The 14,230-nt window shown below is 72.7% G+C and carries 9 protein-coding genes; 1 reads left to right on the top strand and 8 read right to left on the bottom strand.

What is annotated here, in order from left to right; genetic code table 11:
- Positions 1–164: 164 nt before the first annotated feature.
- Positions 165–2,084 (top strand): SGNH/GDSL hydrolase family protein, encoded by a 1,920-nt coding sequence (locus OHA11_RS07710; protein ID WP_266493312.1) that lies wholly within the window; start codon positions 165–167, stop codon positions 2,082–2,084.
- Positions 2,085–2,236: 152 nt separating this feature from the next.
- Here the strand turns inward: OHA11_RS07710 and OHA11_RS07715 are convergent, their stop codons facing one another.
- The 8 genes from OHA11_RS07715 to OHA11_RS07750 all read right to left on the bottom strand — a co-directional run bounded on the left by OHA11_RS07715 (position 2,237) and on the right by OHA11_RS07750 (position 14,148).
- The gene (locus tag OHA11_RS07715; protein ID WP_266493314.1) at positions 2,237–3,016 is read right to left on the bottom strand and encodes an exodeoxyribonuclease III; all 780 of its coding nucleotides are present in this window, start codon (positions 3,014–3,016) and stop codon (positions 2,237–2,239) included.
- A 30-nt stretch (positions 3,017–3,046) separates the two neighbouring features.
- Complete coding sequence (locus tag OHA11_RS07720; RefSeq protein WP_266493315.1) at positions 3,047–3,682, bottom strand: MBL fold metallo-hydrolase; 636 nt, start codon at positions 3,680–3,682, stop codon at positions 3,047–3,049.
- 70 nt (positions 3,683–3,752) lie between these two features.
- Positions 3,753–5,051 carry a 4-carboxymuconolactone decarboxylase gene (gene pcaC / locus OHA11_RS07725; protein WP_266493317.1) on the bottom strand — a complete coding sequence of 433 codons (1,299 nt, stop codon included), beginning with the start codon at positions 5,049–5,051 and terminating at the stop codon, positions 3,753–3,755.
- Positions 5,052–5,310: 259 nt separating this feature from the next.
- Positions 5,311–7,242, bottom strand: coding sequence for an SWIM zinc finger family protein (locus tag OHA11_RS07730; protein ID WP_266493319.1), 1,932 nt, complete (start codon positions 7,240–7,242; stop codon positions 5,311–5,313).
- Positions 7,243–8,222: 980 nt separating this feature from the next.
- Positions 8,223–11,120: a DEAD/DEAH box helicase gene (locus tag OHA11_RS07735; RefSeq protein ID WP_266493321.1), complete on the bottom strand. Its 2,898-nt coding sequence runs from the start codon at positions 11,118–11,120 to the stop codon at positions 8,223–8,225.
- Between the two features lie 150 nt (positions 11,121–11,270).
- Positions 11,271–11,846 (bottom strand): sugar kinase, encoded by a 576-nt coding sequence (locus OHA11_RS07740; protein WP_266493323.1) that lies wholly within the window; start codon positions 11,844–11,846, stop codon positions 11,271–11,273.
- Complete coding sequence (locus OHA11_RS07745) at positions 11,843–13,027, bottom strand: ROK family glucokinase (RefSeq protein ID WP_266493325.1); 1,185 nt, start codon at positions 13,025–13,027, stop codon at positions 11,843–11,845. Before OHA11_RS07745 ends, OHA11_RS07740 begins: the two co-directional genes overlap by 4 nt.
- Positions 13,028–13,410: 383 nt before the next feature.
- Positions 13,411–14,148 (bottom strand): GntR family transcriptional regulator, encoded by a 738-nt coding sequence (locus tag OHA11_RS07750; RefSeq protein ID WP_266507033.1) that lies wholly within the window; start codon positions 14,146–14,148, stop codon positions 13,411–13,413.
- Positions 14,149–14,230 lie beyond the last annotated feature (82 nt).

Genomic DNA, 14,230 nt, shown 5'->3' on the forward strand with positions numbered 1-14,230 from the left:
CGCGGTACGCCTGTTCCCAGGGAGTTCGCGCCGAGTTCGCGCCCGGCTCATTGACGCTTGTCTGCCACCTCCTTAGCTTCACGGTGCATCTGTCACACCTCGTCAGCAAGCTGTCAGTAGTCCGTGAGTGATCTGTACGTGATCTGCGACCGGGAGGAGTCGGTGTGCGCCGACGTGTGTGGGGTAGGACCGTCGTTCTCGCTCTGCTCGTGGTGACGGTGTCGGTGCCCGCGACTGCCGCGTCGCCGGCGTTGCCCGCACCGCCCGGGTTGCCCGCGTTGCCCGCGGCGCCCGCCAAGAAGGGGCCGCTGCCTCTGGAGCGGCTCTTCGACAACACCGCCGTCAGCGACGACGCGCGGCCCGCGGAGGCGGACTTCGACGGCTCGGGCAACTCCCTGTCGGCGCAGGACCTGACCGCCGCGGGCTGGACGCCCGGACGCTCTCTGACGGTCCAGGGCGCCCGGCTGAAGTGGCCCCGCCGGACGGCGGGCGAGCCCGACAACGTACGCGCCGACGGCCAGTCCGTACAGATCGGTGGTCGCGGTGACGCACTCGCCTTCCTCGTGGCGGGCACCGGCGGCGACCGCGGAGACGCAGGGGCGCGTCGGTGCCGGGACCACGAGCGCGCGGAGGCCCGAAGGGTTGAGCACGGTCGTGGTCCCGGCACCGACTGGAGCGCCCCGGAGGCGAAGCAATGTGCCGCCGCGAGTGGTACGGGTGTGGTGCGGTACGCGGACGGCTCGCTCTCCTCGTACCGGCTGACCGCGTCCGACTGGCGCGGCGGCCCGCTCGCCACCAAGGCCGTGGCGCTGCCGCACATCAACACGCCCGGTGGTCAACTCGCCCAGAAAGCACGGCTGTACGTCGTGACCGTGCCGCTCGCCGCAGGGCGCGAGGTGGCCTCGGTGGAGCTGCCGCGCAATGGCGACCTGCATGTGTTCGCGCTCTCGGTGCGCGCCGACTCCCTTGACTGGACCGGGAGTTGGGCCGCATCGACCTCGGGCTACCCGGCGGTCGGGCCGTGGACGGACCGGACGCTGCGGCTCGTGGTGCACACCTCGGCGGGCGGGCCTCGGGTACGGATCCGGCTCGACAACACCTTCGCTGCCGCGCCCGTACGGATCGGCAGCGCGACGGTGGCCGTCCAGGCGTCCGGCGCGAGTCCGCGGAGCACGCCCGTGCCGCTGTCGTTCCAGGGCGCGGCGGGCACCGAGATCCCGGCAGGAGCACAGGCGTTCAGCGATCCGCTGGGCTTCGACGTGCCCGCGGACGCCAATCTGCTCGTGAGCTTCCATCTGCCCGGGACGGTGACGGCGGCGCCCGTGCACAGCCTGGCCGTCCAGCAGTCGTACGTCAGCACGCCGGGCGACCATGCCGGGGACGGCACCCCGGACGCGTACACCTCGACGATCGGCACGTGGCCGCTGCTGAGCGGTGTCGACGTGGGCGGCGGGCCCGGATCCGTCGTCCTGCTCGGCGACTCGATCACGGACGGCGAGAAGTCCACCCGGGACGCCAACCGGCGCTGGCCCAATGTGCTCGCGACACGGCTGCTGAATCAGAGTGTGGTCCCGCGCTATGGGGTCCTCAACCATGGGATTTCGGCGAACCGTGTGGTGAGCGACCGCTACACGGGTGATGGTGTCTCCACGGACACAGGTGGGGTGAGCGCGCTCCATCGGCTCGACCGGGACGTCCTCGCCCAGACGTCGGCACGTACCGTCGTCGTCTTCCAGGGAGTCAACGACGTCCGCTGGGGAGCGAAGGCGGAGCAGGTCGTGGCCGGGCTGGTGGAGATCGCCGAGCGGGCCCGTGCGCGGGGGCTGAGGGTGCTGGTGGCGACGATCGCGCCCTGCGAGGGGGAAGCGCGATGCACCGCCGCGGTTGATGCCGAGCGGGTCGGTGTGAACCAGTGGATCCGGGGTGGGGCCGGGTTCGACGGGGTGCTCGACTTCGATGTGGTGTTGCGGGATCCTTCGCATCCCGCGCGGATGCTTCCCGCCTATGACAGCGGGGATCATCTGCATCCTGGGGATGCGGGGCTTGCTGCGCTGGCTGAGTCGGTGGACCTGAGGCTGTTGTAGGCGCGGGCTCTTCTTGGTGGGGTCTCGCTTCGACTGCCGGTTCGTCGTGGCTGGGCGCGCCCACGCGGCGGAGCCGCATATGTCACAGCCCCGCGCCCCTACAGGGCGTTCGACTGCGGGTCCGTCGTGGAGTTCCCTGCGCCCCTTGAGGGCTATACGTCCAGGTCGACTACCACGGGGGCGTGGTCCGAGGCGCCCTTGCCCTTGCGTTCCTCTCGGTCCACGTAGGCGTCGGTGACCGCCTTGGCGAAGGGCTCGTTGCCGTAGACGAGGTCGATGCGCATGCCGCGGTTCTTGGGGAAGGCGAGCTGGCGGTAGTCCCAGTACGTGTACGGGTGGTCGTACTTGAGGGGGCGCGGGACGACGTCCGCGAGGCCCGCCTCACGCAGGGAGGTGAGGGCGGCGCGCTCGGCCGGGGTGACGTGGGTGAGGCCCTCGAAGGCGGCCACGTCGTAGACGTCGTCGTCCGTCGGTGCCACGTTGTAGTCGCCCAGCACCGCGAAGGGGCGGCTGCCGACCGCGTCGCCCGCGACCGCCGCCTTGAGGGCCTCGAACCACTGGAGCTTGTACGCGTAGTGGGCGTGGTCCACCTCGCGGCCGTTCGGCACGTAGACCGACCAGACGCGGACCGGGCCGCAGGTCGCGGAGACGGCCCGGGGCTCCTCTGCGCCGTCGTAACCGGGATCGCCGGGCAGGCCCTTGACGACGTCTTCGAGGCCTACGCGGGAGATCACCGCGACGCCGTTCCACCGCCCGGTCGCGTGGACCGCCGCCTCGTAGCCCAGCTCGCGCAGCTCGGTGACCGGGAACTTCTCGGCCGCGACCTTGGCCTCCTGGAGGCACAGCACGTCCGTGCCGCTGCTCTCCAGCCAGGCCAGCAGCCTCGGGAGACGGGCGGTGATCGAGTTCACGTTCCAGGTGGCGATACGCATGCCACACAACCTACCGGGCGGGTCTGACACTCAGAGGTCGGCGGTCTCGCCCGGGGCCAGCCGCAGGTGCTCGGAGCCGCCCAAGGCGCCGATCTGACGGTCGTAGATGGGGCGCGCGAGGTCGGTCAGCAGGGCGTCGTGGATGTCGTACGCGCGCTGCGGCTTGACCTCGCGGACGTAGTCGATGACCTCGGAGATCTTGCTCCAGGGGGCCATGACGGGGAGCATCAGCGTCTCGACCGGGTGTTCGGGGACGGTGAGGGCGTCGCCGGGGTGGAAGACCCGGCCGCCGTCGACGAGGTAGCCGACGTTCGTGACGCGCGGGATGTCCGGGTGGATCACGGCGTGCAGTTCGCCGTGGACCTGAACGTCGAAGCCCGCGGCGGAGAACGTGTCGCCGTGGCCGACGGTGTGCACCCGGCCCGGGAACGCGGCCGAGATCTGGTCCGCGACGGATTTCAGCGTCCAGATCTCCGCGTCCGGGTTGGCCTCCAGGCCCGCCCGCAGGTGCCCCTCGCTGAAGTGGTCGGCGTGCTCGTGCGTGACGAGGATCGCGTCCGCGCCGATCGCGGCGTTCTCCTCGCTGAAGGCGCCGGGGTCGATGACGAGTGTGCGGCCGTCCTTCTCCAGACGGACGCAGGCGTGCGACTTCTTGGTGAGCTTCATGGTGCCCATCCTGCCTCGCACAGCGGCGTACGGGTGGCGCGGCCCGGTGGTGGCGCCACCCGTCCGTAGGTCATTCCTGCGGTGTGGTCTCCTCGCGGATGACCTGCTGGGCCACCTTGAAGGCGCTGTTCGCGGCCGGTACGCCGCAGTAGACGGCCGCGTGGAGGAGCACCTCCTTGATCTCGACCGGCGTGAGGCCGTTGCGCAGAGCGGCCCGGGTGTGGAAGGCCAGCTCGTCGAGGTGGCCGCCCGCGACCAGGGCGGTGAGCGTGACGCAGCTGCGCGAACGCCGGTCGAGGCCGGGCCGGTCCCAGATCTCGCCCCAGGCATACCGGGTGACGAACTCCTGGAAGTCCCCGGAGAACTCGTCGGCCTGGGCCAGCGCCCGGTCCACATGCGCGTCCCCGAGCACCTCACGGCGGACCTTGATGCCCGCGTCGTACGGGTCGGGTCTGCCCAGCATCGGCTCGGGCTGCACGGCGGGGGCGATCTCGGCGACGGGGGACATCTGCGGCGGCGCGGCCAGGGCCGGGTTCGCCTGCGGCACCACGACCGCCATCTGCCCGGTGGACGAGTCGTAGGCGGGCTGCTGCCAGGCGGTGGAGAAGTGCCGTACGAGGAGGTCCGTGACCGCGGCGGGCTGCTCCACGGGGACCAGGTGCGAGGCGCCGGGCACGACGGCGAGGCGGGCGTCCGGTATCCCGGCGACCAGGGTGCGGGCCTCGGCGGGGCCGGTGACCTGGTCGTCGGAGCCGACCAGGACGAGCGTCGGCACCCCGATCCGGCCCAGCTCGGCACGGATGTCGAACGAGGCCAGCGCCTCGCACGCGGCGATGTAGCAGCCCGGGTCCGTGGTGCGCACCATCTGTACGGCCCACTCGGTGATCGCGGGCTGCGCCGCGGCGAACCCACTGGTGAACCAGCGCTCCGGAGACATCCGCGCGATGGGGTCGAGGCCGTTCGTCCTTACGATCACGCCGCGCTGCCGGAACTCGTCGGCCGTGCCGAAGCGAGGCGAGGCCGCGATCAGCGTGAGCGACGCGAGGCGCTCCGGGTGGCGCAGCGCGAGCTCGGCTCCGATGGCACCACCGAGCGCGCAGCCCGCGTATCCGAACCGGTGGACGCCCAGCCCGTCGAGCGTGACGAGCAGCCGCTCGGCCAGCTCGGTGACCGAACCGGCCGGGTGCGCGGGCGCGCCGCCGTGGCCGGGCAGGTCGAAGCGGAAGATCCGCCACTGCTTGGCCAGCTCCGGGACCTGCCGGTCCCACATGTGCCATGTCGTACCCAGTGAGGGGCCCAGGATCAGCACAGGTGCGTCTTCTGGCCCGTCAAAGCGGTATTGAAGGGTGTTGGTCGTACTCTCGCTCACCCGGCTCACGCTCCCACATCTCACGATTTCTCACACGCTTGGGCCGGATCCCCATGCAAGCCGTCCCACGTTATGGAAGCCTCGCGAAGATTCTCCGCACCGGGCTTCACACACCACCGCCGCGCTCCGGCACTCCGCCGTCGGCCAGGTACATCGGCCAGGCACATGAGTCTCGATGCGCGTGCATCGTACCGACGCATCCTGTTCACGCCGTTGACGAGCAGTGCGCCGCCTGCTCCACCCAGCCCGCTCTCCGTCGTCACAGGTCGGCCGGGGAGCCCAGGCCCGTGAGGGCGCCGACCGGGTCGAGGTCGGGGGTGCCTCGGGGCCACCAGTCGTCGTGGCCCGGTTCCGACTCGTAGGCGTACCAGAGGCCGTCGTGGCCCAGCCGGAGCTGTATGTGGCCGCGGGGGTGGGTGAGGTGGTTGTGCCAAGGGCGGAAGGCGGGGAAGTCGGCGGCCAGGAGCAGCGGGCGGGCCCGGTCGAAACGGCCCGCCGGCGGGTCCCAGGGCTCTTCGAGGACGGCGAGCCCTTCCAGTCCGCCCTGCCGCCACGCGGCGACGGCCCGCGCCAGCTCCGCCGGGGTGCGGCCGACGGCGGTGGCCAGGGACGCGTACAGGGCGCGGGTCGTGGCGGTGAGGCCGGAACCGGGGCGGATGGCCGCGAGGCGGACAGCGTCCTGCCAGAGGGTCAGCTCCGCCACGGGGTCACGGCCCGTCGTGAGCAACGCGTGCGCGCGGGCTGCCGCGTCGGTGGCCAACTGGTCCAGCGCGAACGGGTCCGGGCCGCCGGGGGACGCCGGGTAGGCCGGGGGCTGCCCTGGGTGCGCGGGCGGCGGCAACGGGGCCGGGAGCGGCGGCAGTGTGCGGGGCGCGAGGGCGTCGGCGGCTCGTACGCCGGGCAGTGCCGGTTCCCGCTCGGACCGGGCCGAGCGCGCCGCCAGGGTGGCGCTGCGCCGGGACAGCGCGTCCAGCAGCTCGCGTTCGCCCCGGCCGCGCGACAGGAGGAGGACGAAGGGGTCTTCGTCCAGCAGCCGCGCCGTCTGGTAGCAGAGCGCGGCCGCGTGTTTGCAGGGGTGGCCGGAATCGGGGCAACTGCACTGCGGTACGAGGTCGCCGGGGCCGGGGAGCAGACCCACTCCGCTGTCGGCGAGCGACTGGGGCAGGTCCTTGTCGAGCAACGCCGCGATGTGCCCCGGCCGTTCGGCCGCGGCGTCGAGGAACCGCTCCCAGTCGTCGTCCGAGAGCGTACGCATCCGGATCTGCACCCGGTACGGACGCGGTCGGCTGCCGTGCACGTAGGCGAGCACGAGCCCGGGCGTGACGGTGATGGCGTCCACGTGCCCCTCCCGCGCGTACGCCTTCCCCCGGCCGAGCCGTGCCGCGTCCAACGCCATCTCCTCCAACGCGGCCACCCACGCGTTCCCCCACCACGTCTCGGCGAATCCGCCCGTGCCGTGCGTGCCCTGCGGCCGCGCGGGCAGGGCGGGGAAAGTGCGCCGCAGCTCACCGTCGCGGCCCGGGGCGGCCATGGAGCGTGCGGGCACCGCGGTGCGGGGCTGTTCGGGAGCGGGGTGGAGGGCGGGGGCGACTTCGGAGGGAGATTCCGGTACGGAGGTGACGTCGGCATGGGGTGCGGGTGCGGGTGCGGGCGTGACACCAGGGTGGGGCGCGGGCGAGGCGTCGGCGTGAGTCGGGGGCGCGTTGTCCGAGCGGGTTACGGATGTGGGTGCGTGGGTGCCTTGAGAGTCACGGGCTGCCCTGGCCATGGCGGCTCGTACGGCGTCGGCGATCGATCCGCCGCCTGTCGACGACTCTGCCGCGCCGGAGGATGGCGCGGGCTCGCGCTCGGGCTGCGGCTCCGACTGGTGCTTCGGCCGGGTCTTCAGCGGGGTGTTCGACTGCGGCTCGACGGACGGCAGGTGCTCGTCGCCGGAGACCGGTTCGGCGTCGGGCTCGGTGGCGGCGGCGTCCACGTCCACGTCCATGTCCATGTCCGCGTCCACGGGCCCTGCTGTGACGGCCGGGAGCAGCCGACCGACGGACCGAGCCTCGGGGTCGGGAACCGTCCCTGGAGGTGTAGTGCCCGGCCCGGCGTCGGCCTCCCTTTCCAGCCGGGCCGACAGGTCGAAGGCGTCGCCCAACCGGTCGGCCAACTCCTGGACGTGGGCCGCCGCGCGGCGGTTCGCCATCGTCGAACGGGACCCAGGGGCCCCGGGGTCAGCACCGCCTTGTCGCCTCCGACCCGTAACTCCCTTGTCCCGGGCGGCGGTTCGCTCCTTCTCCGCCTGGACCCGCGCGGCACGCAACGCCTCGCGGGCCACGTCACCGGGGCGCGGTGATCCGGACCCCGCATGGGGTCGACCGGCCGCGGACGCCTCGGCCTCCGGCTCGGAGCCCTCGACTCCACCTGCGTCCGGTGCCCCATGCGCGTCCGGCATCCCACGCACGTCCGAAGTCCGCTGAGTGTCCGCCACACCCTGCCTGCCTGGCGTCCGTTGCGTTGCTGACGCATCCTGCGCGTCCGGCATCTCGTGCACGTCCGGAGTCCGCTGAGTGTCCGGCACGCCCTGCCTGCCCGGCGTCCGTTGCCTTCCCGGCGCATCCCACATGCCTGGCTTCCCCTGCATGCCCGACGCATCCTGCATGCCCGGCGCCTCCTGCGCCTCCTCCGCCCGCGGGGCAGTACCGCCACCCGTGCGACCGGCCGCCGCGCGCCGCAACGCCTCGCGTGCCTTATCACCCGGACGGGGCCCCTGCAGCGCGGTCCCCTCGGCGGCTCGCCCTGCCCTGCTGGGCCCCGTCGGACGCGCGTCCGCCGTCGTGGGGCGCCCCTCCCCCGCACCGGCCGCCGCCCCGCTGACGTCCCCCCGCCGTGCCGCCCGCAGCGCACGCCGGGCGGCGTCAGCGGGCCGGGACCCACCAGCCGGAGGCGTTTCGGACGCCAAGGGCATCTCACCTGCCGGGAACACCTCATCTGCCGAGGACGTCTCACCGACCGGAGCCGCCTCGGCGCCCGGCGACTCCCCCTGTTCTGGCCGATCCACCTGATCCGGACGGCCGGACCCCTCGGGCCGGTCGGACCCCTCCGGCCCCTCCGGCCGGTCAGGCCGGTCAGGCCGGTCAGGCCGGTCAGGCCGGTCAGGCCGGTCAGGCCGGTTCGTGGAAGACATCACGTCGGCCTCCTCAGCGAGACCAGGTCGGACAGTTCGCGGTCGGTCAGTTCCGTCAGGGATGCCTCGCCGGAGCCGAGGATCGCGTCGGCCAGGGCTCGCTTGGCGGCGAGCATCTCGGCGATGCGGTCCTCGACGGTGCCCTCGGTGATGAGGCGGTGGACCTGGACGGGCTGGGTCTGGCCGATGCGGTAGGCGCGGTCGGTGGCCTGCTCCTCCACCGCGGGGTTCCACCAACGGTCGAAGTGGACGACATGGCCCGCGCGCGTGAGGTTGAGGCCCGTACCGGCCGCCTTCAGCGAGAGGATCAGGACCGGTGTCGCTCCGCTCTGGAAGCGGTCCACCATGTGCTCGCGCTCAGCCACCGGCGTACCCCCGTGGAGGAGTTCGACGGGGACCGCGCGCGCCGCGAGGTGGTGGGTGATCAGCTTGGCCATCCCCACGTACTGCGTGAAGACGAGCGCCGAGCCGTCCTCGGCGAGCAGCGTGTCCAACAGCTCGTCCAGGAGGGCGAGTTTGCCGGAGCGGGCGGCCTGGCGGGAGGCCCCTCCGCCCCCGCCGGGGTGCCCGCCGGTGTCCTCCTTCAGGTACAGCGCGGGGTGGTCGCAGATCTGCTTGAGCGCGGTGAGGAGCTTGAGGACCAGGCCGCGCCGGGCGATGCCGTCGGTGGTCTCGATCGCGAGCATCGACTCGCGGACCACGGCTTCGTACAAGGAGGCCTGTTCGCGGGTGAGGGGGACGGGGTGGTCCGTCTCCGTCTTGGGAGGCAGTTCGGGGACGATGCCGGGGTCCGACTTCTTGCGGCGGAGGAGGAAGGGCCGGATCAGCCGGGCGAGGCGGGTCACGGCCTCCTCGTCCTCGCCGTTCTCCACCGCGCGCGCGTGCCGGGCGCGGAAGGACTTCAGCGGGCCGAGCAGTCCCGGAGTCGTCCAGTCGAGCAGCGCCCACAGTTCGGAGAGGTTGTTCTCCACCGGGGTGCCGCTCAGGGCGACCCTGGCCGGGGCGGTGATCGTCCGCAGGGCTTTGGCCGTCGCCGAGTACGGGTTCTTGACGTGCTGGGCCTCGTCCGCGACGACCATGCCCCACTTCTGCCGGGAGAGCTGCGGTGCCGTCGACCGCATCGTGCCGTACGTGGTGAGAACGAAACCACTGTCCGTGTTTTCCAGGAACTCCAGGGATCGGCCCGGTCCGTGATAGCGGCGCACGGGCACGCCCGGGGCGAACCGCTCGATCTCCCGCTGCCAGTTGCCGAGCAGCGAGGCGGGGCAGACGACGAGGGTCGGCTCGGGGCGCGCCCGCTTCAGGTGGAGGGCGATGAGGGTGACGGTTTTGCCGAGCCCCATGTCGTCGGCGAGGCAGCCGCCGAGGCCGAGTGAGGTCATGAGGTCGAGCCAGGCCAGCCCGCGGAGTTGGTAGTCGCGGAGGGTGGCCTTCAGGGCGGGCGGCGGTTCGGCGGGGCGCAGTCCTGCCGTGAGGCGGTCGCGCAGTGCGGCCAGCGCGCCGACGGGCACCGCCTCGACCGTCTCGCCGTCGACCTCCGCGGTCCCGGTGAGCGCCACGGAGAGGGCGTCCACCGGGTCGAGCAGACCCAGTTCGCGCTTGCGCGCCTTGCGGACGAGGGCCGGGTCCACGAGCACCCACTGGTCCCGCAGCCGTACGACAGGGCGGTGCGCCTCGGCGAGCGTGTCCATCTCGGCCTCGGAGAGCGGATCGCCGCCGAGCGCCAACTGCCAGCGGAACTGGAGCAGTTCCTCGCTCTCGAAGAAGCCGGTGCCGTCCGTGGCCGAGCCGGGCGCGGGACGGACGACCGCCGCCGCGCTGAGGTCCTGGGCGAGGTCGCGGGGCCAGTGCACGGCGACCCCGGCCGCGCCGAGGCGGGTCGCGGCGACGCCGAGCAGGTCCGACAACTCGTCCTCGGACAGCGCCAGTACGTCCGGCACGTCCTGTGCGGACAGCCGGTCCAGGGGCGGCCATACGCGGGCAGCGCGACGCACGGCCAGCGCCGCGTCGACACGGGCGCGCGGCCCGAACACCGCGTCGGAGGTGCCCGCCCACAGGGCCGCGGCGTCGATGACGAGGGTGGGGTCGGCGAGGCTGTGCACCTGGACGACGGCGGCGCCCGCGCGCCGCGCGCCCTCGCTGTCGTCGAAGAGCTCGTACGCGGACAGGTCCAGGCGCAGCGAGATCCGTACGCCCGCGTCCATGCCCGCGGCGACCTCCGCCGCCCAGTCCTGTGCGCCCGGCAGCCGCTGGGGCCCACTGGCCGCGAACGGTTTCCCGGTGGCGTACGGCGCGGCCGCGGTGCGGGGCAGTGCGTCGGCGACCGCGTCCAGAAAGGCGCGCATCAGTGCTTCCGGCTGGGGCACGTGAAGCGGGCCACGGCCCGGCAGCGGTACGGCGTGTCCCTCGTACGGAAGGGCCGCGGCCACCGCTCTCAGGTGGGCGATGTCGTCCGGGTCCAGAGGGCCGGCCCGCCACGCGTCGTATCCGTCGGGTGTCAGGCCGGGCAGCAGCCGCCCGCGCGCGACGAGGCGCAAGGCGTGCAGCGCGGCGGCGCCCCAGCACGCCGTGGCGGGATGCGCGGCGGGGTCCCGCCGGGCCCGCACCAGCAACGGCAGCGCTTGGACGACCGGCAAGGTCAGCGCGGGCGCCGATCCCCGTCGTACACCCGCGCCGTGTCGTCGTACGACCGTGAGCTCGGTGTCCGGTCCCGGGAGCGGTGTCTCCGCGTCCGGGTCCCAGAAGGCGATCCGGCCGTCGCGCGGCAGGGCGGCGGGCAGGAAGACGGCCGCCAGCCGCACGGACACCTCGGGCACATCGAGCACGTCGAGCACGTCGAGCACATCGGATGCGGCGGGTTCGGCGCCGAGAGCGGCACGCGTCTGTCCCACACTCATGCTCCCGGCCACCTCCCTCACGCCCGGTCCGCCCCGCCCTGGTCGGATCTCTCGTGCCCGCCCACCCTGGTCGGATCACGCGTCTTCGACTCTACGGGCCAGGTCTGACAATGCGGCTCGGCGGCGGAGCGTGGCAGGGCGGGGAGCGGATCAGGGTGTCGTTCTGGAGACCACGTAGACCATGGGGTGACCGGGCTTCGACCAGTTCACGACGATGTCCTGGGTGGGCGTCGGATTCTTGTGGGTGTGGCTGAGGCCCGACCAGGGACCGGAGCCGGTGAACTCCCAGCCGACGACCCGCCGGTCGCGGGCCCCGATGGCGATGTCGTCCTTCTTCAGGGCGCCACGGCGGGTGCCGATGGTCTTGAGGAACTTGTCGAGGCCCTCGTCGCTGGTGAGGAACTGGGCATAGAGACGGCTGGTCTTCCAGTTGTTCGTCTCGTAGTACGCGACCTCGGCCGAGGCCCCCGGGATGGGGATCCGGTAGAGGCGGCGCTGGACGCGGGAGGGCCAGCCCGGGGTGAGGCCGGTCGCCGAGTACTTCTCCTCCTTGTCCTTGCCGCTGTCGCGGCTCTGGTTGGCGGAGATCACTAGGTAGCCGGCCGGGACACCGATGAGCAGCCCGATGATCAGCAGCGTCAGGGCGCGGCGGCGGATCATGTGGCCGCGGTCCTCGGGCGGCGGCTCGTCCGGGGGCGAGGCCTGGCGCGGCAGTGAGGCCGTCACAGCGAATCCGGTGCGGAGCGGCGCGACTCGGCGTAGCGCTCGTACCGCTCGTAGCGCTCCACCCGGCGCCGGTTGGCGCGCCGGAAGCGGCGCGCGACGAGCCGGGCGAGGTCCGCGGCGCCGACCATGCCGGCCTCGGGGCCGAGCTGGGCGCGGGCGATCCGGGCCTCGGGGCGGTAGCCACGGCCGGTCAGGTGCCGTCGGAAGGCGTCGCGGGCCGGGCCGATCAGCAGGTCGTCGGCCGCGCTGACGCCGCCGCCGATGACGAAGCAGGAGGGGTCCAGGGCGGCCGCGAGGTTCGCGATGCCGACGCCGAGCCACTGGCCGATGTCCTGGAGGAGCTCGATGCACATGGCGTCGCCCTCGCGGGCCAGCTCGGTGATCATCGGGCCGGTGATCTCGGAGATGTCGCCCTTGACGTGCTCGATGATCCCGTACGCCACCGGGGAGTCGGCGGCGGCGAGCTCGCGGGCCTCGCGGACCAGTGCGTTGCCCGAGCTGTACTGCTCCCAGCAGCCGCGGTTGCCGCACGGGCAGCGGTGGCCGCCGGGCACGACCTGCATATGGCCGAACTCGCCGGCGACGCCGAACTTGCCGCGCTTGACCTGGCCGTCCTCCAGGATCGCGCCGCCGATGCCGGTGCCCAGCGTGATCATGACGAGGTGGTCCTCGCCGCGGCCGGCGCCGAAGCGCCACTCGGCCCAGGCCGCGGTGTTGGCGTCGTTGTCCACCAGGACGGGCACGGCGAGGCGGCCCGAGATGCGGTCCCGGAGGGGCTCGTTGCGCCACGACAGGTGGGGCGCGAAAAGGACGCGGTTGCGGTCCGCGTCGACCCAGCCGGCCGCGCCGATGCCGACCGCGTGCACGTCGTGCCGGTCGGAGAGGTCCAGGACCAGCTCGACGATGGTGTCCTCGACGACCCGGGGGCTCTTGGACTTGTCGGGGGTCTCGGTGCGGACCTTCTCCAGGATGTTGCCGTCCGCGTCGACGACGCCCGCCATCACCTTCGTACCGCCGATGTCGATACCGACGGTGGGAACACGCGGCGCCGTCAGGTGGGAGCGGCGCTCGCGCGTGCCCACGGTGCGCAGGACGGTGGCCCGGCGGGAGCCGATGGGGGCGCCCGCGGCTCTGGCGGAGCCGAGCGCCCTGGGGAGTGCGAGGTCGCGGTAGGTGCTCATCGCGCCGATTCTGCCGCACGTAGGGGTTTGGCTGCACGGCGGCGTCCCTCGCCGCGCCTGGAGCCGCCCTGGAATGCTGCCGGTCGTTCGCTGTCTGCGGGACCGCCGCGGCTGGTCGAGCCCACGATGGGGGTCCCCCCGCTCATGGGGGTCCCCCCGCTCGAGCGAAGCCGAGAGTGGGGGAGAAGCCGAGAGTGGGAGAGGAGCCGCGAAATGTGACCGCCCCGCGCCCCTGAAGGAGGCGCCCTGGTGTGCGGAGTTCTCCAGCTCGTGGCGCGAGTCTTCCGGCGCCGCGCCTCCCGCCATTCGGCGGGTGGAGTGGCACGACAGCATCGGAGTCGTACGAGGTCAGGGGCGTACGAGAAGACTGGAGTCGTACGAGGTCAGGGGCGTACGAGAAGTTGGAACTCGAAGGAGTAGCGCGAGGCGCGGTAGGTGTGGGTGCCGAATTCGACGGCGCGGCCCGTGTCGTCGAACGTGGTGCGCTGCATGGTGAGCAGCGGGGCCCCCTCGGGCTCGTCGAGGCGCTCGGCCTCCACGGCCGTGGCGGCGCGGGCACCGACGGACTGGCGGGCGCTGTGCAGGGTGATGCCCGCGGCGCGCATCAGCCGGTACAGACCCGTGGCCTCCAGCTGCGAGCTGTCCAGGTCGAGGAGCCCCGGCGGCAGGTAGTTGCAGAGGTACGCCATCGGCTCGCCGTGGGCCAGACGCAGCCGCTCCACCCGGTGCACCTCGCTGCCCTCGGCCACCGAGAGGGCGGCGGCGACCTCGGCCGACGCAGGGACGACGGTGTTGACGAGGACCCGGGTCGCCGGGCGCTGGCCGGCCGCCTCCAGATCGTCGTAGAGGCTGCTCAGCTCCAGCGGTCGCTTGACCTGGCTGTGCACGACCTGGGTACCGACGCCTCGACGGCGTACGAGGAGGCCCTTGTCCACCAGTGACTGGATGGCCTGGCGGACCGTGGGCCGGGACAGGCCGAGGCGTCCGGCGAGCTCGATCTCATTGCCCAGCAGGCTGCCCGGAGTCAGGGCACCGCGCTCGATCGCCGCTTCGAGCTGCTGGGCCAGCTGGTAGTACAGCGGCACCGGACTGTTCCGGTCGACGCTGAGCTGGAGTGGCACGGTCGGGTCCACGTCTGGTTTGGGCACGGGCCGAGCGTAGCTTCGGTGCATGTTGACGGGAAGTTGTGAAGTTCGATTGTCC

This window comes from Streptomyces sp. NBC_00878 (genome assembly GCF_026341515.1).
Taxonomy (GTDB): domain Bacteria; phylum Actinomycetota; class Actinomycetes; order Streptomycetales; family Streptomycetaceae; genus Streptomyces.

Bases quoted from the DNA above. Each gene is read 5' to 3' on its own strand.
- OHA11_RS07715 (WP_266493314.1), bottom strand. From the start codon at position 3,016: ATGCGTATCGCCACCTGGAACGTGAACTCGATCACCGCCCGTCTCCCG.
- OHA11_RS07720 (WP_266493315.1), bottom strand. From the start codon at position 3,682: ATGAAGCTCACCAAGAAGTCGCACGCCTGCGTCCGTCTGGAGAAGGAC.
- OHA11_RS07730 (WP_266493319.1), bottom strand. From the start codon at position 7,242: ATGGCGAACCGCCGCGCGGCGGCCCACGTCCAGGAGTTGGCCGACCGG.
- OHA11_RS07735 (WP_266493321.1), bottom strand. From the start codon at position 11,120: ATGAGTGTGGGACAGACGCGTGCCGCTCTCGGCGCCGAACCCGCCGCA.
- OHA11_RS07745 (WP_266493325.1), bottom strand. From the start codon at position 13,027: ATGAGCACCTACCGCGACCTCGCACTCCCCAGGGCGCTCGGCTCCGCC.